Origin of the sequence: Streptomyces sp. NPDC100445 (assembly GCF_044759735.1) — a bacterium.
Lineage (GTDB): Bacteria > Actinomycetota > Actinomycetes > Streptomycetales > Streptomycetaceae > Streptomyces.
Genome location: NZ_JBIVZV010000005.1, coordinates 301,934 through 320,725 on the forward strand (window position 1 = coordinate 301,934; position 18,792 = coordinate 320,725).

Here is an 18,792-nt window from a genome sequence, read left to right on the forward strand (position 1 = left end):
ATATAAGGGTCAACCAACCGGAGCCACAGATCTCCCACAAAGGCACCGGATATGGTTGCGGGCATGACTCAGTCCCACCCCAGGATCAGTAAGGCTGTCATCCCCGCGGCAGGCCTCGGCACCCGGTTCCTGCCGGCGACCAAGGCCACTCCCAAGGAGATGCTGCCGGTCGTGGACAAGCCCGCGATCCAGTACGTGGTCGAGGAGGCCGTGGCGGCGGGGCTCGACGACGTCCTCATGGTCACCGGACGCAACAAGCGTCCCCTGGAGGACCACTTCGACCGCAACTACGAGCTGGAGTCGGCGCTCGGCAAGAAGGGCGACGCCGAGCGGCTCGCGAAGGTGCAGGAGTCCAGCGACCTGGCCACCATGCACTACGTGCGCCAGGGCGACCCCCGGGGGCTCGGCCACGCCGTGCTCTGCGCCGCCCCGCACGTGGGCAACGAGCCGTTCGCCGTCCTCCTCGGCGACGACCTCATCGACCCGCGCGATCCGCTGCTCCAGCGCATGATCGAGATCCAGGAACGGCACGGCGGCAGTGTGATCGCCCTCATGGAGGTCGCGCCCGAGCAGATGCACCTCTACGGCTGCGCGGCCGTGGAGGCCACCGCCGACGGCGACGTGGTCAAGGTGACCGGCCTGGTGGAGAAGCCCGACCCGGCGGACGCCCCCTCGAACTACGCGGTCATCGGCCGCTACGTGCTCGACCCGCACATCTTCGGCATACTGCGCACCACCGAGCCGGGCCGCGGCGGCGAGATCCAGCTGACCGACGCCCTCCAGCAGCTCGCCCAGGACGAGAAGACCGGCGGCCCCGTGCACGGCGTCGTCTTCCAGGGCCGCCGCTATGACACCGGCGACCGGGGCGACTACCTGCGTGCCATTGTCCGGCTGGCGTGCGAACGTGAGGACCTGGGCCCGGACTTCCGGACCTGGCTCCGCAGTTACGTAGCCGAGGAGATGCACCAGCCTTGACCAGTGCCGCGACCCGCCCCGCCGGCCCGGACGACCTGTGGTCGGTGGACGAGCACCTGGAGGACATCCTCTCGACCGTCCGCCCCCTGGAACCCATCGAGCTCCAACTGCTCGACGCCCAGGGCTGCGTGCTGGTCGAGGACGTCATGGTGCCGGTGTCCCTGCCGCCGTTCGACAACAGCTCCATGGACGGTTACGCGGTGCGGGTCGCGGACGTCGCGGGCGCGAGCGAGGAGTTCCCCGCCGCCCTGGAGGTCGTCGGGGACGTCGCGGCGGGCGCGGCCGACCCGGTCCGGGTCGGCCCCGGGCAGGCCGCGCGCATCATGACCGGCGCGCCGCTGCCGCCCGGCGCCGAGACCGTCGTCCCCGTCGAGTGGACCGACGGGGGGCTCGGCGAGGGCCCGGTGAGCGGGATGCGCGCCCGCGGTCTCGCCCCGCAGGGCGCCGAGGGACAGGTGCGCGTGTACCGGTCCGCCGAGGCACGCGCGCACGTGCGCGCCAGGGGCAGCGACGTGAAGGCCGGCGACCTGGCCCTGGAGGCCGGCACGGTCCTCGGTCCGCCGCAGCTCGCGCTGCTCGCCGCGATCGGACGCGGCACCGTCCGGGTGCGCCCGCGCCCGCGCGTGGTCGTCCTGTCCACCGGCAGCGAACTCGTCCAGCCCGGCGAGGAGCTGGGCCCGGGCCAGATCCACGACTCCAACAGCTTCGCGCTCACCGCCGCCGCGCGGGACGCGGGCGCCATCGCCTACCGGGTCGGTGCCGTCGCCGACGACGCCGAGACCCTCCGCTCCACCATCGAGGACCAGCTCATCCGCGCGGACCTGCTGGTGACGACGGGCGGGGTGAGCGTCGGGGCGTACGACGTCGTCAAGGAGGCGCTGTCGTACGCCGGTGACGCGGACGAGGCGGGCAGCGGCGTGGAGTTCCGCCGGATCGCCATGCAGCCGGGCAAGCCCCAGGGCTTCGGCTCCATCGGCCCCGACCACATCCCGCTGCTGGCCCTGCCCGGCAACCCGGTGTCCTCGTACGTCTCCTTCGAGCTGTTCGTCCGCCCCGCCATCCGCACCCTGTCGGGCCTCACGGACGTCCACCGGCCCCGCGCGCGGGCCGCCCTCGCGGCGGACGCGGCGCTGCGCTCGCCCGGCGGGCGCCGCCAGTTCCTGCGCGGCGTCCACGCCGACGGGAAGGTCACCCCGGTGGGCGGCGCGGGCTCCCACCTGATCGCGGCGCTCGCGCGGGCGAACGCGCTGATCGTCGTCCCCGAGGACGTGGAGTCGGTGGAGCCCGGCACCGAGGTGGAGGTCGTGCTCCTCGGCTGACGCGCGCGCGTCCCGTCCGCGGGGCGGTCCTCCTCCGCTGCGCGCTCACGCTTGGCGGTAGCGTGTCGCGCACAGCAGGCCCGCGCACCGCACCGCGCCGGGCCCGGACCGGGAGCGCCACACCATGACCGTGCCTTCCCGGGGGGACACCCCCGGACGCCCTGCGCAGGACCGACTGACGCACATCGACGAGGCGGGCGCCGCCCGCATGGTCGACGTCTCCGGGAAGGACGTGACCGCGCGCACCGCCCGCGCCAGCGGCCGGGTCCTCGTCTCACCGCGCGTGGTGGAACTGCTGCGCGGTGAGGGGATGCCCAAGGGGGACGCCCTCGCCACCGCCCGCATCGCGGGAATCATGGGCGCCAAGCGCACCCCGGATCTCATCCCGCTGTGCCACCCGTTGTCGGTGTCCGGTGTGAGACTGGATCTGTCGGTCGCGGACGACGCCGTCGAGATCCGGGCCGCCGTGAGGACGACGGACCGCACGGGCGTCGAGATGGAGGCCCTCACCGCGGTGACGGTCGCCGCGCTCACCGTGATCGACATGGTCAAGGCGGTCGACAAGGGAGCGGTCATCACGGACGTACGGGTGGACGAGAAGACGGGCGGGGCGTCGGGCGACTGGAGCCGGGCATGAGCGACGACGGCACGACCGGCGGCGCGCTCCCGGCACCGTACGCGGCGCTGGTCGTCACGGCGTCCAACCGGGCGGCCGCCGGGGTCTACGAGGACCGGGGCGGCCCGCTGGTCGTGCGCGGCCTGGAGAGCTGCGGCTTCGCCGTGGACGGGCCGCGCGTGGTGCCCGACGGCGCCCCGGTCGAGGAGGCGCTGCGGGAGGCCGTGGCGGCCGGCTACGACCTGGTCGTCACCACCGGCGGCACGGGCGTCTCGCCCACCGACCGCACCCCCGAGGCGACCCGCGCGGTCCTCGACCGCGAGGTGCCGGGCATCGCGGAGGCCATCCGCGCGTACGGGCGGGACAAGGTGCCGACCGCGGCGCTGTCCCGGGGGCTGGCGGGGGTGGCCGGCGGCACGCTGATCGTCAACCTGCCCGGGTCCACCGGAGGGGTGCGGGACGGCCTCGCGGTGCTCGAACCGCTCCTGGTCCACGCCGTCGACCAGATCCGCGGCGGTGACCACCCCCGGCCCGGCAGCGGTGGGGGTGCGAGCTGAACAGCCCCTCCTGGCCCGTCGTGCTGGCGGACGGCGAGGTCGTCCTCCGGCCGATAAAGCTGCGCGACCAGCGGGCCTGGCGCGAGGTGAACCGGCGCAACCGTGACTGGCTGCGCCCCTGGGAGGCGACGATCCCGCCGCCCACGCCGAGCGGTCCGGTCGCACACCGGCCGACCTACCGGCAGATGGTCCGCCACCTGCGGGCGGAGGCCGGCGCGGGCCGGATGCTGCCGTTCGTCATCGAGTACCAGGGGCGGCTCGTCGGCCAGCTGACGGTCGCCGGGATCACCTGGGGATCGATGTGTTCCGGCCACGTCGGCTACTGGGTGGACGAGGGGGTGGCCGGCCGCGGGGTGATGCCGACGGCCGTCGCGCTCGCGGTGGACCACTGTTTCCGCACCGTCGGACTGCACCGCGTCGAGGTCTGCATTCGCCCCGAGAACCGGCCGAGCCGCCGGGTCGTGGAGAAACTCGGATTCCGCGAGGAGGGGATCCGGCCGCGTTATCTGCACATCGACGGCGCCTGGCGCGACCACCTCGTCTTCGCGCTCACCGCGGAGGAGGCGCCCGACGGGCTGCTCGCGCGCTGGCACCGGGCGCGCTCCCGCGAGGCCCGGCGCGCCGGCGGGCCGGCCGGGGCCCCGGCGAATCCGGCCGAGCGTCCCGGAAATTGAATAAGTGTTCGAAATTGATCGGATGGCGACCGTTCGGGAAGCGCATATTTCGCGCCTACGTCGGTCCGGTGATCGCATCGGTCCCAAAAAAAGCTGGAAATATCAGCCGGATCGTGCGACACACCGGCCCAATTGGCGGATGGCCTCACGCAAACCCCTCTACCGTGTGAGGCGTGAGCAGCAGCGGCCTCATCTACGCAGTCATTGTCGGGGCCTGGGCCGCCTACTTGGTGCCGATGTGGCTCCGTAGGCAGGACGAGCTGAACGAGGCCCGTCCGACGGAACGCTTCAGCACCGCCATCCGGCTGCTGTCCGGACGGGCGGGGATGGAGCGCCGGTACGCCAGGGACCTGCGGGCGCGCTCCACCGAGGAGGGGGAGCCCGACGCCGGCGATCCGGACGCGGTCACCGACTCGGTGGACGTCCGGGCCTTCGCCGTGCCTCCGACCCGCCGGCAGGCCACCCCCGCCGCCGAGCCCGGGGCACCCGCCGACGCCGGACCGGAACGCGACCGGGCCGCCGGGCAGGCGGCCGGGCCGGGAGCCGGCCACCCGCCCGGGGTGACGCTCCCGCCCCAGCGCGAACCGGCCCCGCGCCGCGAGACCCCGGCGCAGGCGGCCCAGGCCGCCCAGGCGGCCCAGGCCGCCCAGGCGGCCGAGGCACGTGCCCGGCGCTCGAAGGTGCTCGCGCGCCGGCGGCGCACCACCGTGATGCTCTTCCTCGCCTTCAGCCTCGGCGCGATCGTCGCCGCCGTCGGCGGACTGGCCTTCCTGTGGGTGCCCGCCGTGCCGGCCCTGACGCTCAGCGGCTACATCGCCTACCTGCGCACGCAGGAACGCCGCCGGTTCGCCTACCAGATGGACCGCCGGCGGGCCGAGGTCGCCGCCCAGCGGCTGCGCGAGCGTCAGCCGCGCCGCCGGACCCCGTCCGACGCGGACCCCGGCGCGGACGACCCCGAGGAGGGCCCGGACGGCGGCACGGACACCGGCCTGTCCGCGCTCGCCGCGGACCGGCGCGCCCTGGTCGAGCAGACCGACCACGCCGAGTGGGTCGACCAGCAGCGGGAACGGCAGCGCAGGCCCGGCCACGGGGACAGCTGGGACCCGGTGCCGGTGCCCCTGCCGACGTACGTGACCGCGCCGGTCGCTCCCCGCGCCACCTCCGACGTGGACCTGGGAGCGCCGGACACCTGGAGCTCGGCACGGTCCAGCACGGTCGCCCCGCAGCGCGCGGCGGACCCCGCGCCGCCGGAGGAGCCGGAGGAGGAGGCCGCCGAGCCGGAGGAGAAGCCGGTGGCCGGCCGCAGCGACGCACGCCGTGCGGCCTCCGCGCGCCGGGCGCGCGAACGCGGCCGCACCCCGCTCTTCGACCAGTACGAGGAGGGCGGGCGCCCGCGCGCGGCCAACGAGTGACCCCGCCCGCCCGCACCCCCCTGAGGGCCGTCCTGACCAGTCAGGGAGCGGATTTCCGGGCACCGCGATCGGGATGCTAGAGTTTCACTCGTTGCAAGGGCCTGTGGCGCAGTCCGGTAGCGCACCTCGTTCGCATCGAGGGGGCCAGGGGTTCGAATCCCCTCAGGTCCACGCAGCTCAGAGCCCCTGTCAGTGATCACTGACAGGGGCTCTGACGTGTTGTACAGCAGCGAAGTGCAGTTTCACGCGCACTTATACGATCCCCAGCCAGGAAACGATCCATGATCGCGCTGGTCGGCGCAGGTGCAGTCACCCTCGCCGCAGGCGGGTACGCCGTCGGGGCGACGCGGCACGACAGCGCGTCCGAGCAGTCCGCCGTGTGCAGGCAGGCCGGCAACGACTTCGGGAAGCGAGCCAGTCGGCTCCGGAAGCAGAAGGAGCGCGAAGCCCACGGCGAGGACTACACCAACTCCATGAACTGGCATGCGGAGTCGGCGCAGGTGCACATCGTCGGCTTGATCGTCGCGCAGAATCCGACCTGTTTCGGTGGCGCGGTTCGTGCGGCAGCGGCGTATCCACAAAGACCCCGGTCCACGGACGCGGAGGGTGCTGAGGCGGAGGAGGATGCCGCCGCCTGTGAACTCCTCATGATCCCGTCCCAGAACTGCTCGGTCACCTCGGACTGAAGTGGCTGACGGGTTCACCTGCCCCGCAGACCCGCACAACTGTCCCCGAGTCAGCTCGGGGCCGGTGACGGAGATCCTGTCCGATCATCTCGATCGGACGGGATCTTCGTCGTTCCCGGGGTGTGCGCGCCGCCGGGGGAGCGGCGCGGGGCGGGACCCGGCGCGTGGTCTCAGAGCCGCTTGGCGTAGCAGCGGCTGTCCTCGTAGTCGCGGTAGTAGCCGAACTTCACGCACGGCGCGTAGCCGGTGGAGGTGTACAGGCCGATGGCCTCGGGCTGCTTGGTGCCCGTCTCCAGGACCATGCGCAGCCGGCCGGCCGCGCGGGCGTCCGCCTCCAGGTCGGCGAGGATGCGTCGGGCCAGACCCCGGCCCCGCATGTCCTCGACGACGTACATCCGCTTGAGTTCGGCGTCGCCGTCCTCGTTGCCCTCCTCGTTGCGGTCCTGGCTGCGCCAGCCGCCGGTGGCCACGGGGCGGTCGTGCTCGTCGTACGCGATCAGGTACAGGCCCCGGGGCGGGTCGAAGTCGGCGGGGTCGAGGGTGGTGGCGTCGCCGCCGTCGCCGTAGCGCAGGTGGTACTCGGCCTGGACCTCGTCGTTGAGCTTGGTGGCGTCGGGGTGGTCGAACCGTACGCGTCTTAGATTCATTCTGGGTATCGGATTCTGTGCGGTCGGCGGCAGGGGCCCGGGTTTTGCGGACCCCGACCAGTGTGCCGGTAAGGTGCCCGGGTGCTGACTGTGACCTCCGTGAACGTGAACGGGCTGCGTGCCGCCGCCAAGAAGGGCTTCGTGGAGTGGCTCGCCGGAACCGGGGCGGACGTCGTCTGCCTCCAGGAGGTCCGCGCCGAGCCGCACCAGCTGCCCGAGGAGGTCCGCGGCCCCGACGGCTGGCACGTCACCCACGCCCCGGCCGCCGCCAAGGGCCGCGCGGGCGTCTCCCTCTACACGCGCCGCGAACCCGACCGGGTCCGGGTCGGCTTCGGCTCGGCCGAGTTCGACGGCTCCGGCCGCTACGTCGAGGCGGACCTGCCCGGCGTCACCGTCGCCTCCCTCTACCTGCCCTCCGGCGAGGCCGGCACCGAACGGCAGGACGAGAAGGTCCGCTTCATGGACGCGTTCCTCGCCCACCTGAAGGAGCTGCGGGTGCGGGCCGCCGCCGACGGGCGCGAGGTGCTGGTCTGCGGCGACTGGAACATCGCCCACCACCCGGCCGACCTGCGGAACTGGCGCGGCAACACCAAGAACTCCGGCTTCCTGCCCGAGGAGCGGGAGTGGCTCGGCCGGGTCCTGGAGCCGGCGGACGGCGGTTACGTCGACGTCGTCCGCGCCCTCCACCCGGACACCGAGGGCCCCTACTCCTGGTGGTCGTACCGGGGGCGCGCCTTCGACAACGACACGGGCTGGCGCATCGACTACCACGTCGCCACCCCGGGGCTGGCCGGACGGGCGGTCAAGGGCTTCGTCGAGCGCGCCGCCACGCACGCCGAGCGGTGGTCGGACCACGCGCCGGTCACCGTGGTGTACGACCTCTAGGAAGACTGTCCGCCGTCCTCGGTCCGCTGGTCGATGCGGCGGTCCAGGGCCAGGGAGAGTTCCGCCTCCACGACGCTGCGGGCCAGCGGGCGCAGGCGCTGGAGGTCCTCCTCGGGGGCGTGGCGCAGGATCAGGTCGGTGAAGAGGGCGGCCAGGGTGTCGGCGTGTTCGCGGACGCGGGCGCCGGCCGCCAGCACCTCGGCGAGGGGTATGCCCTCGCGGACCAGGGCGGAGGAGACGTCGAGCAGGCGCCGGCTGATGTGCACGATCTCGTCGCCGTCGGTGCCGAGGTAGCCCAGTTCCATGGCGGCGGCGAGGTTGTCGGGGGTGACCTCGCCCTCGAAGCGGGCGGCGAGTTCCTCGGGGGTGAGGCGGACCGGCTCCTCCTCGCTGGGGGTGCCGACGCCGAGCAGGTCGGCGACGTCGCGTCCGTGGTCGAAGGCCTCGGCCAGCTCCGCGATGCCGTTCAGGGTGTGGCCGCGCTCCAGGAGGGCCGCGATGGTGCGCAGCCGGGCCAGGTGGTGGTCGTCGTACCAGGCGATGCGGCCCTCGCGGCGGGGCGGTGGCAGCAGTCTGCGCTCGCGGTAGAAGCGCAGGGTGCGCACGGTGATGCCGGCCAGCCCGGCCAGCTCCTGCGTGCGGTACTCGCGCGGCGCCGGCGGGTGTGCCGCCCCGGGGCCGGCCTCGAAGTGCTCTGCGTCCTCAGCCACGACCGCAGCCTATGGCGTACCGCCGGTAACTTCCTTCCTCCGCCCCCTACCGCTCGGTACGGAGCTGTTCTACAGTCCCATTGCGCCAGTGTTCACTGGCAGAGTTCCTAGGTGATGCGTGGAGGCTTCGGGATGGCCGAGCACGAGCATGTACGGGTGGCGGTGATCGGGTCCGGCTTCGGCGGTCTCGGGGCCGCCGTGCGGCTGCGCCGCGAAGGGATCACCGACTTCGTCGTCCTGGAACGGGCCGACAGCGTCGGTGGCACCTGGCGGGACAACAGTTACCCCGGGTGCGCCTGCGACGTGCCCTCCCACCTGTACTCCTTCTCCTTCGCGCCGCACCCCGACTGGCCGCGCACCTTCTCCGGGCAGCGGCACATCCGCGCCTACCTGGAGCACGTCACCGACCTGTTCGGACTGCGCCCGCACCTGCGCCTCGGCTCCGAGGTGAAGCTGATGACCTGGGACACCGAGAAGCTGCGGTGGACCGTCGAGACGACCCGCGGCACGCTCACCGCCGACGTCGTCGTCTCCGCCACCGGCCCCCTGTCCGACCCCAAGATCCCCCGGATCCCGGGCCTGGAGTCCTTCCCGGGCAAGGTCTTCCACTCCGCGCGCTGGGACCACGACTACGACCTGCGCGGCAAGCGGGTCGCCATGGTCGGCACCGGCGCCTCCGCCATCCAGATCGTGCCCGCCATCCAGCCCCAGGTCGGCCGGCTCACCCTCTTCCAGCGCACCCCGCCGTGGGTGATGCCCCGCGTCGACCGGGCCATCAGCGGCCCCGAGCGCTGGCTGCACCGCCGGCTGCCCGTCACCGCCCAGGTCCGCCGCGGGCTGCTGTGGGGCATCCGCGAGCTCCAGGTCCAGGCGTTCACCAAGCGCCCCGACGAACTCGGCCTCGTCGAGCAGCTCGCCAAGCGCAACATGGCCCGCGCCGTCAAGGACCCGGCCCTGCGCGCCCGGCTCACCCCCGACTACCGCATCGGCTGCAAGCGCATCCTGCTCTCCAGCACGTACTACCCGGCGCTCGCCCGGCCCAATGTGGACGTCGTCGCCAGCGGGCTGGACGAGGTCCGCGGCTCCACGGTCGTCGCGGCCGACGGCACCGAGGCCGAGGTCGACGCGATCATCTTCGGCACCGGCTTCCACGTCACGGACATGCCCATCGCCGAGCGGGTGGTCGGCGCCGACGGCAGCACGCTCGCCGAGTCCTGGAAGAACGGCATGCGGGCACTGCGCGGCGCGGCGGCAGCCGGGTTCCCCAACTTCCTGACGGTGATCGGTCCCAACACCGGGCTCGGCAACTCCTCGATGATCCTCATGATCGAGTCGCAGCTGAACTACCTGGCCGACTACCTGCGCCAGCTCGACGTCCTCGGCGACGGCACCGCCCTGGACGCCCGGCCCGCCGCCGTCGAGGCCTGGAACGAGCGGGTGCAGGAGCGCATGAGGCGGACGGTGTGGAACACGGGCGGTTGCACCAGCTGGTACCTGGACGCGAGCGGCCGCAACACCACCATCTGGCCCGGCACCACCACCGAGTTCCGGCGCGCGACCCGGCGGGTGGACCTCGCGGAGTACGAGGTGGTCCGCGCCGCGCGTGCCACCGACGGGCCCGCGCCGGCGCACACCGACGGGACCCGGCGCAGCGAGGCCGCCGCATGAGCCGCCGCGCCCGGGTCACCTCCGTGACCTCCGGCCCGTACGCCCCGCCGGTCCCCGCCCGCACCCTCACCGTCACCTCCGCCGACGGCGCCCGGCTGCACGTCGAGGTGCACGGCCCGCAGGACGCGCCCCCGGTCGTCCTCTCCCACGGCTGGACCTGCTCGACAGCGTTCTGGGCGGCCCAGATACGCGACCTGGCGGCCGACCACCGGGTCATCGCCTACGACCAGCGGGGCCACGGGCGCAGTCCGTCGAGCCCCGCCTGCACCACCGACGCGCTCGCGGACGACCTGGAGGCGGTGCTCGCGCGGACCCTCGCCCGCGGCGAACGGGCGCTCGTCGTCGGCCACTCCATGGGCGGCATGACCGTCATGGCCGCCGCCGGACGCCCCCGCTTCCACGAACACGCCGCCGCCGTCCTGCTGTGCAGCACCGGCAGTTCACGCCTGATCGCCGAGTCGCGGGTGGTGCCGATGCGCGCCGGACGCGTGCGCACCTGGCTCACCGGGCGCGTCCTCGGCTCGCGCGCGCCCCTCGGGCCGGTCACCCCTCTCGCCCTGCGCGTCCTCAAGTACGGGACCATGGGCGCCGGCGCGGCCCGGCACATGGTGGAGGCGTGCGCGCACATCGTGCACGGCTGCCCGCGCGCCGTGCGCCACGCCTGGGCCGGGGTGCTGGGCGCCCTCGACCTCGACCACGGCGTACGGGAGTTGCGCGTGCCGACCGCCGTCCTGCACGGCGGGTCCGACCGGCTCACGCCGCCGTCGCACGCCCGCGCGCTGGTCGCCGCGCTGCCGCACTGCGCCGGCCTCACCGAGCTGCCCGGCATCGGCCACATGACCCCGATCGAGGCGCCCGGAGCGGTGACCGGCCGCATCCGGGAACTGGTCGGCGCGTACGTCACCGGCACCGACTCCCCGCAGTCCCCGGCAGGTTCCCCTGCCACATCCGTGCAGCAGGTCAAGGAGGGCGCATGAGCAGGGTCAGCCTCGAAGGACAGGTCGCGGTCGTCACCGGAGCGGCGCGCGGCGTCGGTGAGCTGCTGGCGCGCAGGCTCTCCGCCCGCGGGGCGAAGGTCGCGCTGGTCGGGCTGGAGGAGGAGGTGCTCAAGGAGGTCGCCGGGCGCATGCACGGCGAGAGCGGCCACTGGTACGCCGACGTCACCGACCACGAGGCGATGAGCCGGGTGGCGCGGGAGGTGAAGGAGCGCTTCGGGAAGGTCGACATCGTGGTCGCCAACGCCGGTGTGGCGACCGGCGGTCCGTTCGCCGACTCCGACCCCCAGGCGTGGCGGCGGGTCATCGAGGTGAACCTCATCGGGTCGGCGGTGACCGCCCGGGCGTTCCTGCCGGTGCTGGCCGAGAGCCGCGGCTACCTGCTCCAGATCGCCTCGCTCGCCGCGATCACGCCGGCGCCGATGATGACGGCGTACTGCGCGTCCAAGTCGGGCGTGGAGGCGTACGCGCACAGCCTGCGCGCCGAGGTGGGCCACCAGGGCGTGCGGGTGGGCGTCGCCTACCTGTCCTGGACCGACACCGACATGGTCCGCGGCGCGGACCAGGACGACGTGATGCGCGAGTTGCGCCAGCGGCTGCCGTGGCCGTCGAACAAGACCTACCCGCTGGGCCCCGCCGTGGACCGGCTGGTCGCCGGGATCGAGCGGCGCTCGGCGCACGTGTACGGACAGTGGTGGCTGCGCGGCATGCAGGGCGTGCGCGGCTACCTGCCGGCGCTCATCGGCACGGTCGGCCAGCGCGAGATGAAGCGGTTCGGGCCGCGGCTCCAGGGCATGCGTTCCGGGCTCGTCGGCGCAGGTGGGGCGGCCGACGAGACGGCGCGCGCCACGCACCGTAACTGATCGACATGCACTCCGTGTTCGCCCGTGTGAATCTGGTCGAGGCCCCACCGAGGGGCCGAATCCCCACCCACCACGGGAGTGAACCCACATGGGTATGAAGGACCAGTTCCAGGAGAAGTCGGGCCGGCGGCCGGGGCAGACCGAGGAGAAGGCCGGTCAGCCCCGTGAGAGGACCGGCCGGCGCGGTCCGCAGGAGCGCCCGGGACAGCAGCCCGAGCGGACCGGCCGCGAGCACCGTGACATCCCCGACACGGAGCAGCAGGACCGTTTCGACCAGGACTACGACGCCTAGTCGACGAGTCCGGCCCCGGCCGGACCGACGTGGGGTGTCCCTCTCCGGAGGGGCGCCCCGCGCCGCTGTGCGGGGAGAGGGTTCGTCAGGGTGCCGTCCGGGGCGGCAGTTCGGGGCGGGACCGGTCGGGGACGTCGCGCAGGCCCGGCGGTGTCGCCGCGGGGGAGGCCGCCAGCAGGTCCAGCGCCAGTGCGACGGCGTCGGCGAGCTGGGCGTGGCGGCCCTCGGCCCAGTCCAGCGGGGTGCGGGTGATGTCGAGGTCCGGGGCGACGCCGTGGTTCTCGACGGACCAGCCGTAGGCGTCGAACCAGGCCGCGTTCATCGGGACGGTGATGACCGTGCCGTCGCCCAGCCGGTGCCGGCCGGTCATGCCGACTACCCCGCCCCAGGTGCGCTTGCCGACCACCGGGCCGAGCCCCAGCAGCTTGAAGGCCGCCGTGATCATGTCCCCGTCGGAGGATGTCGACTCGTCGGCCAGGGCCACCACCGGACCCCGGGGGGCGTTCGAGGTGTACGACACCGGCTGCGCGTCCCGGGTCAGGTCCCAGCCGAGGATCGTACGGGTCAGCTTCTCGATGACGAGTTCGCTGATGTGGCCGCCGGCGTTGCCCCGCACGTCCACGATCAGCGCGGGCCGGGAGACCTCCATGCGCAGGTCACGGTTGAACTGGGCCCAGCCGGAGCCGCCCATGTCGGGGATGTGCAGGTAGCCGCACTTGCCGTCGCTCAGCTCCCGGACCACCCGGCGACGCTTGGTCACCCAGTCCTGGTAGCGCAGCGGCCGTTCGTCGACGAGCGGGACCACGGCGACCCGCCGGGCCCGTCCCGGCTCGCCCGCGGCGGGGGCGAACGTCAGCTCCACGGTCGTCCCGCCGGAGCCGGCGAGCAGCGGGTAGGGGCCGGTGATCGGGTCGACCGGGCGGCCGTCGACGTGTGTGAGGGCGGCGCCCTCACGGATGCCCGTGCCGGCCAGCGGTGAGCGGGCCTTGGAGTCGGAGGAGTCGCCCGGCAGGACGCGGCCGACCAGCCAGCGGCCGTCGCGGCGGACGAGGTCGGCGCCGAGGAGGCCCTGCCTGCGCTGGTAGTGGGGCGGCCCCTCGTTGCGCCGGGCGGCGGTGACGTAGGCGTGGGAGGTGCCCAGTTCACCGAGCACCTCGCGGAGCAGGTCCGCGAACTCGTCGGGGGAGGCGACCCGTTCGACCAGCGGACGGTACTGGCCGAGGACCGCCTCCCAGTCGATGCCGCACATGCCCGGGTCCCAGAAGTGGGCGCGGACCAGGCGCCCCGCCTCGTCGTAGGCCTGGCGCCACTCGGCGGCCGGGTCGGCCTCGTGCAGGATGCGCCGCGAGTCGATCCAGACGGTCGTGTCGCCGTCGCCCGGCTCGACCGACGGCACGGCCCGCAGCTCGCCCTCGTCGACGACGACCAGCCGGGTGCCGTCGCCGCTCACGGCGAACCAGTCGAGGTGGCCGACGAGTTCTGACTTCTTCGCCTTGCCGATGGCGAAGTGTTCCAGGGTCGGACGGCCGGTGGTGTCGTCCGGGTTGGCGAAGGTCTCGCCGAGCGCGCCGGAGATCGGCCAGCGCAGCCAGACCAGGCCGCCGCCGGCGACCGGGTACAGCGAGGAGTACTTGGAGGCGATGACGGGGAACGGCGTGACCCTGTTCTCCAGCCCGTCCACCTCGACCGCGACCGTCCCGGACCCGCCGGTGTCCTCGTCGTCCACCAGCGGGTCGAGTCCGCCGGCGGCGGGGCGGCCCTCGGGGTTCAGGGCGAAGGGCGAGGGGGTCGCCGAGGAGAGCGGGACGAGGTACGGGCGGCAGCCGAGCGGGAAGGACAGGTCGCCGGTGTGCACGTCGTACACCGGGTCGAAGCCGCGCCAGGAGAGGAAGGCGAGGTAGCGGCCGTCGCGGGTGAACACCGGGTTCTCGTCCTCGAAGCGGCCGTCGGTGACGTCCACGATGAACCGGTCCTGGATCCTGGCCAGCTTGATCTGGCGCAGGGTGCGGCCGATGCCGGGGTGGGACCAGGTGAGCCAGGCGCCGTCGGGGGAGAAGGCGAGGTCACGGACGGGCCCGTTGCCGGACCGCACCAGCTCGCTCACCCGGCCGGCCGGCGGACCGGCCCCTTCCGCCGCGTCCGCGTCCTCCTCCGCCGGCACGTCGAGCAGCAGCAGCCGCCCGTCGTGCGAGGCGACGGCCAGCCGTTCGCCCAGCGGGTCGCAGACCAGCTCCCGGACGCGGCCGAGCGCGCCGGAGGCGAGCCGGTGGGGCGGGCGGTCGCCGGTGGCCCGGGGCAGACGGGCGATCTCGACGGCGTCCTCGCCCTCGGCGTCGGTGACGTAGGCGATCTGCCCGGTGGCGCCCAGCATCTCCGGCAGCCGGACCCGGACGCCGGGCGTGTCGGCGATCGTGCGGGCGGGCCCGTCGCGGTGGGTGAGCCAGTACAGGCTGCCGCGGACGACGACGGCGCTGGCCCGGCCGGTCTCGTCCACGGAGATGCCGTCGATCTCCTGCGCGGCCGGCACCTGGTGGCGGCGGCGGCCGGCGCGCGCCCCGGCGAGCCGGACGTCGAGCCTGCGCGGTACGCCGTCGGGGGAGAAGTCGTCCACCAGCCACAGGTCGCCCGCGCACTGGTAGACCACCCGCTCACCGTCACCGGCGGCGTGCCGGGCGTAGAAGGTGTCGTGGTCGGTGTGCCGGCGCAGGTCGGTGCCGTCGTGGGCGCAGGAGTAGAGGTTGCCGACGCCCTCGTGGTCGGAGAGGAAGGCGATCCGGCCGGCGACGAACAGGGGGGAGGACAGGTGGCCGCCGAGGTCCGGCAGGAGCCGCCGCCCGTGCAGCCACAGCCGGCCCGTGGCACCGCCCCGGTACCGCTTCCAGGCGGCAGGCTCGTGCGGCGGGGTGCCGGTGAGCAGCAGTGTCCTGCGCTCCCCGGCGAGGTCGGCGGCCTGGATGTCGGTGACCGGCCCCCAGGGCAGCCGCGCGCCGGGGTCACCGTCGGCGGGCACCTTGTACGCCCAGGTGAAGTGCGAGAAGGGCTCGCCGTGGGAGGCGACGGCCAGGATGTCGGCGGTGCCGTCCGGGCCGGGGGGCGTCCAGCCCCGGACCTCGGTGTCGGCGCCGCCCCAGTACGTCAGCTGTCGCGTGGGACCGCCGTCGACGGCGGCGAGGTGGATCTCCGGGGCGAGGGTGCGCCAGCTCGTGTACGCGATGTGCCGGCCGTCGGGCGAGAAGCGCGGGGACCCGGTCCGGGTGCGGTCCACGGTGAGCCGCCAGGCGCGGCCCGGGGCGTCGAGGGGGGCCAGCCAGAGGTCGTCCTCGGCCACGAAACACAGCAGGCCGCCGCTGAGGTGGGGGCTGCGCAGATAGCTCACCTCCCCATGCTTTTCCGGTCCCGGAACACCAGCAACTCGTGAGCCGGCCCCACTCCGGCCTTATCGCCCCTTCACCTTCGTGACCCAGCACACGTACGAAACGGTTTCGTTTCGTAGAGGGGGCGGGGTATCTTCGTGCAGGTACGACGACGGAAGTTCCGGAAGCGGGGAAGGTGACGGGCATGACCGAAGCGGTCCCGACGACGCGTCGCAGCCGGATCACCCCCGAGCGCGAGGCCGAGCTGTACGAGGCCGTGCTCGACCTCCTCCGGGAGGTCGGCTACGACGCCCTCACCATGGACGCCGTGGCCGCCCGCACCCGGTCCAGCAAGGCCACGCTCTACCGCCAGTGGGGCGGCAAGGCCCAGCTGGTCGTCAAGGCCCTGCGGCACGGCAAGCGGATCCACGCGGAGGACATCGACACCGGTTCCCTCCGCGGCGACCTGCACGCCGTCGTGTCGCTCGAGGACGACTGCGCCATGGAACGCAACTCCGCGCTGATGCGGGGCGTCGCCATGGCGATGCACCACAACGACGACCTGCGGGAAGCCTTCCGGGACCAGATGGTGGCCCCCGAGATGGGCGGCTTCCGGCAGGTGGTGCAGCGGGCGATCGACCGGGGCGAGGTCCGCCCGGACTGCCCCGCGATCGAGTTCCTGCTGCACATGATGGTCGGGGGCTTCGCCACCCGGGCCCTGCTGGACGACCAGCCGCCCACCCGGGCCTTCCTCACCTCGTACATCGACGCCGTGGTCCTCCCCGCCCTCGGCGTGCGGACCGACTGACAGTCCCCGTCCAGCCCACCAGCCTCCACCTGACGTCACCGCTCACGTCGTCGGGCTGATCACCCCTGCCCAGCTGAATCCACGACCTGACCGGGAGTACGCCTCCGTGGCCATGTTCCTCGCCAAACTCGGCCGGCTCGCCTTCCGGCGACGCCACTTCGTCGCCCTCATATGGGTCGCCCTGCTCACCCTCGCGGGGGTGGGCGCCGCATCCGCGCCGGCGGCCGGCAACACCTCCTTCTCCATCCCCGGCACCGAAGCCCAGAAGGCCTTCGACCTGCTGGAACAGCGCTTCCCCGGCATGAGCGCCGACGGCGCCACCGCCCGCGTCGTCTTCAAGGCCGGCGACGGCAGGATGACGGACGCCGGCAACAAGGCGGCCGTCGAGAAGACCGTCAAGGAGCTGGGAAGCGGCTCCGAGGTCGCCTCCGTCGCCGACCCCTACCGCGGCCACGCCGTCAGCAAGGACGGCACCGTCGCCTACGCCTCGGTGAAGTACAAGGTCTCCGGCATGGAACTGGAGGACTCCTCCCGGGACGCCCTCAAGACCGCCGCCCAGCACGCGCGGGACGCCGGACTGACCGTCGAGGTCGGCGGCGACGCGCTGAACACGACCCCCGAGACCGGCTCCAGCGAGGTCATCGGCATCGCGATCGCCGCCGTCGTCCTCGTCATCACCTTCGGCTCGCTGCTCGCCGCCGGGCTGCCCCTGCTGACCGCGCTCATCGGCGTCGGCATCGGCGTCTCCACCATCACCGCGCTCGCCTCCACCCTGGACCTCGGCTCCACGACCTCCACCCTGGCCTCGATGATCGGCCTCGCCGTCGGCATCGACTACGCCCTGTTCATCGTCTCCCGCTACCGCGCCGAACTCGCCGAGGGCCGCGAACGCGAGGAGGCCGCCGGCCGCGCCGTCGGCACCGCCGGCTCCGCGGTGGTCTTCGCCGGCCTGACCGTCGTCATCGCCCTGGTCGGCCTGTCCGTCGTCAACATCCCGATGCTGACGAAGATGGGCGTCGCCGCGGCGGGCACCGTCGCCATCGCCGTCCTGATCGCCCTGACGCTGATCCCCGCGCTGCTCGGCTACGCCGGCCGCAGGGTCAAGCCGGCCGGGGAGAAGAGCCGGCTGCTCGGCGGCGGCCGCACCCCGAAGAACCCCGGCCGCCCCAACATGGGCACCCGCTGGGCCCGCTTCGTCGTCCGCCGGCCGGTCGCCGTCCTCGTGCTCGGTGTGCTCGGCCTCGGCGCCGCCGCGATCCCGGCCGCCTCCCTGGAACTCGGGCTGCCCGACGACGGCTCCCAGCCCGTCTCCACCACCCAGCGCCGCGCCTACGACCTGCTCTCCGACGGCTTCGGCCCCGGCTTCAACGGCCCCCTGATGGTCGTCGTCGACGCCAAGGGCAGCCCCGACCCCAAGGGCGCCTTCGCCGAGGTCGGCAAGGAGATCAAGGGCCTGAAGGACGTCGTCACGGTCACGCCGGCGGCGCCCAACAAGGCCGGCGACACCGCCACCATCACCGTCGTCCCCAAGTCCAAGCCGTCCTCCGCGACGACCGAGGACCTGGTGCACGCCATCCGCGACAAGGGCACGGACATCGCGCGGGACACCGGCTCCACGGTCCTCGTCACCGGCTCGACGGCCATGAACATCGACGTCTCGCAGAAGCTGAACGACGCCCTGCTGCCCTACCTCGCCCTGGTCGTCGGCCTGGCGTTCCTCCTGCTCATCGTGGTGTTCCGCTCGGTCCTGGTGCCGCTGAAGGCGGCCCTCGGCTTCCTGCTGTCGGTGCTCGCCGCCCTCGGCGCCGTCGTCGCCGTCTTCCAGTGGGGCTGGCTGTCCGGCCTGATGAACGTCGAGCAGACCGGACCGGTCATGTCGATGATGCCGATCTTCATGGTGGGCGTCGTCTTCGGCCTCGCGATGGACTACGAGGTGTTCCTCGTGACCCGCATGCGGGAGGCGTACGTCCACGGCGAGAGCCCCGGCCAGGCCGTGGTCACCGGCTTCCGACACGGCGCGCGCGTCGTGACCGCCGCCGCCGTCATCATGATCGCCGTCTTCTCCGGCTTCATCGGCTCCAGCGAGGCGATGGTCAAGATGATCGGCTTCGGCCTCGCGATCGCCGTCTTCTTCGACGCGTTCATCGTCCGCATGGCCATCGTCCCCGCCGTCCTCGCCCTCCTCGGCCGGCGGGCCTGGTGGCTGCCGCGCTGGCTGGACCGCGCGCTGCCCAACGTGGACGTCGAGGGCGAGGCGCTGCGCGCCGCCGACCCCGACGCGGAGAAGGAGCTGGTACGCGCCTGACACGGCGCGTCCGGCGGCGGCCGGTGA

At 73.4% G+C, this 18,792-nt stretch carries 17 protein-coding genes and 1 tRNA gene; 15 read left to right on the forward strand and 3 right to left on the reverse strand.

Annotation, left to right across the window (positions count from 1 at the left end; all coding sequences use genetic code 11):
* The first annotated feature begins 63 nt into the window (after positions 1-63).
* The 8 genes from galU to ACIQVT_RS15535 all read left to right on the forward strand — a co-directional run bounded on the left by galU (position 64) and on the right by ACIQVT_RS15535 (position 6,239).
* Positions 64-975: a UTP--glucose-1-phosphate uridylyltransferase GalU gene (galU, locus tag ACIQVT_RS15500; protein WP_403752530.1), complete on the forward strand. Its 912-nt coding sequence runs from the start codon at positions 64-66 to the stop codon at positions 973-975.
* Positions 972-2,294 (forward strand): gephyrin-like molybdotransferase Glp, encoded by a 1,323-nt coding sequence (glp, locus tag ACIQVT_RS15505; protein WP_403752533.1) that lies wholly within the window; start codon positions 972-974, stop codon positions 2,292-2,294. The genes galU and glp overlap by 4 nt, the downstream gene beginning before the upstream one ends.
* 124 nt (positions 2,295-2,418) lie before the next feature.
* Positions 2,419-2,931 (forward strand): cyclic pyranopterin monophosphate synthase MoaC, encoded by a 513-nt coding sequence (gene moaC, locus ACIQVT_RS15510; protein WP_403752536.1) that lies wholly within the window; start codon positions 2,419-2,421, stop codon positions 2,929-2,931.
* Positions 2,928-3,467, forward strand: coding sequence for a molybdenum cofactor biosynthesis protein B (locus ACIQVT_RS15515; protein WP_403752539.1), 540 nt, complete (start codon positions 2,928-2,930; stop codon positions 3,465-3,467). Before moaC ends, ACIQVT_RS15515 begins: the two co-directional genes overlap by 4 nt.
* Positions 3,468-3,487: 20 nt before the next feature.
* A complete protein-coding gene (locus tag ACIQVT_RS15520; protein ID WP_403752542.1) occupies positions 3,488-4,141 on the forward strand; it encodes a GNAT family N-acetyltransferase in 654 nt (217 codons plus the stop codon).
* Positions 4,142-4,314: 173 nt separating this feature from the next.
* On the forward strand, positions 4,315-5,553 hold the full coding sequence (glpR, locus tag ACIQVT_RS15525; RefSeq protein WP_403752545.1) for a gephyrin-like molybdotransferase receptor GlpR: 1,239 nt from the start codon (positions 4,315-4,317) through the stop codon (positions 5,551-5,553).
* A 97-nt stretch (positions 5,554-5,650) separates the two neighbouring features.
* Positions 5,651-5,724 (forward strand) — tRNA-Ala (locus ACIQVT_RS15530).
* A 110-nt stretch (positions 5,725-5,834) separates the two neighbouring features.
* Positions 5,835-6,239, forward strand: coding sequence for a hypothetical protein (locus ACIQVT_RS15535; protein ID WP_403752548.1), 405 nt, complete (start codon positions 5,835-5,837; stop codon positions 6,237-6,239).
* A gap of 170 nt (positions 6,240-6,409) precedes the next feature.
* Here ACIQVT_RS15535 and ACIQVT_RS15540 read toward each other — a convergent pair whose 3' ends face one another.
* The gene (locus ACIQVT_RS15540) at positions 6,410-6,886 is read right to left on the reverse strand and encodes a GNAT family N-acetyltransferase (protein WP_403752551.1); all 477 of its coding nucleotides are present in this window, start codon (positions 6,884-6,886) and stop codon (positions 6,410-6,412) included.
* Between the two features lie 81 nt (positions 6,887-6,967).
* On the opposite strand from ACIQVT_RS15540, the gene ACIQVT_RS15545 reads away from it, so the two are divergent.
* Complete coding sequence (locus ACIQVT_RS15545; RefSeq protein WP_403752554.1) at positions 6,968-7,771, forward strand: exodeoxyribonuclease III; 804 nt, start codon at positions 6,968-6,970, stop codon at positions 7,769-7,771.
* On the opposite strand, the gene ACIQVT_RS15550 is transcribed toward ACIQVT_RS15545, so the two are convergent.
* A complete protein-coding gene (locus ACIQVT_RS15550) occupies positions 7,768-8,481 on the reverse strand; it encodes a MerR family transcriptional regulator (RefSeq protein WP_403752557.1) in 714 nt (237 codons plus the stop codon). The genes ACIQVT_RS15545 and ACIQVT_RS15550 overlap by 4 nt on opposite strands.
* Before the next feature lie 132 nt (positions 8,482-8,613).
* Between ACIQVT_RS15550 and ACIQVT_RS15555 the strand changes: the two genes are divergently transcribed.
* The 4 genes from ACIQVT_RS15555 (at position 8,614) to ACIQVT_RS15570 (ending at position 12,299) form a co-directional block, all read left to right on the forward strand.
* Positions 8,614-10,149, forward strand: coding sequence for a flavin-containing monooxygenase (locus ACIQVT_RS15555; RefSeq protein ID WP_403752560.1), 1,536 nt, complete (start codon positions 8,614-8,616; stop codon positions 10,147-10,149).
* Positions 10,146-11,126, forward strand: a complete 981-nt coding sequence (locus ACIQVT_RS15560) for an alpha/beta fold hydrolase (RefSeq protein WP_403752563.1) — start codon at positions 10,146-10,148, stop codon at positions 11,124-11,126. Before ACIQVT_RS15555 ends, ACIQVT_RS15560 begins: the two co-directional genes overlap by 4 nt.
* Positions 11,123-12,007, forward strand: a complete 885-nt coding sequence (locus tag ACIQVT_RS15565; protein WP_403752566.1) for an SDR family oxidoreductase — start codon at positions 11,123-11,125, stop codon at positions 12,005-12,007. The genes ACIQVT_RS15560 and ACIQVT_RS15565 overlap by 4 nt, the downstream gene beginning before the upstream one ends.
* Before the next feature lie 88 nt (positions 12,008-12,095).
* Complete coding sequence (locus ACIQVT_RS15570; protein ID WP_403752569.1) at positions 12,096-12,299, forward strand: hypothetical protein; 204 nt, start codon at positions 12,096-12,098, stop codon at positions 12,297-12,299.
* 85 nt (positions 12,300-12,384) lie between these two features.
* On the opposite strand, the gene ACIQVT_RS15575 is transcribed toward ACIQVT_RS15570, so the two are convergent.
* The gene (locus tag ACIQVT_RS15575) at positions 12,385-15,675 is read right to left on the reverse strand and encodes a S41 family peptidase (RefSeq protein WP_403752572.1); all 3,291 of its coding nucleotides are present in this window, start codon (positions 15,673-15,675) and stop codon (positions 12,385-12,387) included.
* A 182-nt stretch (positions 15,676-15,857) separates the two neighbouring features.
* Between ACIQVT_RS15575 and ACIQVT_RS15580 the strand changes: the two genes are divergently transcribed.
* Both ACIQVT_RS15580 and ACIQVT_RS15585 read left to right on the forward strand, forming a co-directional pair.
* Complete coding sequence (locus ACIQVT_RS15580) at positions 15,858-16,460, forward strand: TetR/AcrR family transcriptional regulator (protein ID WP_403752575.1); 603 nt, start codon at positions 15,858-15,860, stop codon at positions 16,458-16,460.
* Positions 16,461-16,566: 106 nt separating this feature from the next.
* Positions 16,567-18,765, forward strand: coding sequence for an MMPL family transporter (locus ACIQVT_RS15585; RefSeq protein WP_403752578.1), 2,199 nt, complete (start codon positions 16,567-16,569; stop codon positions 18,763-18,765).
* The last annotated feature ends 27 nt before the right edge of the window (positions 18,766-18,792 follow it).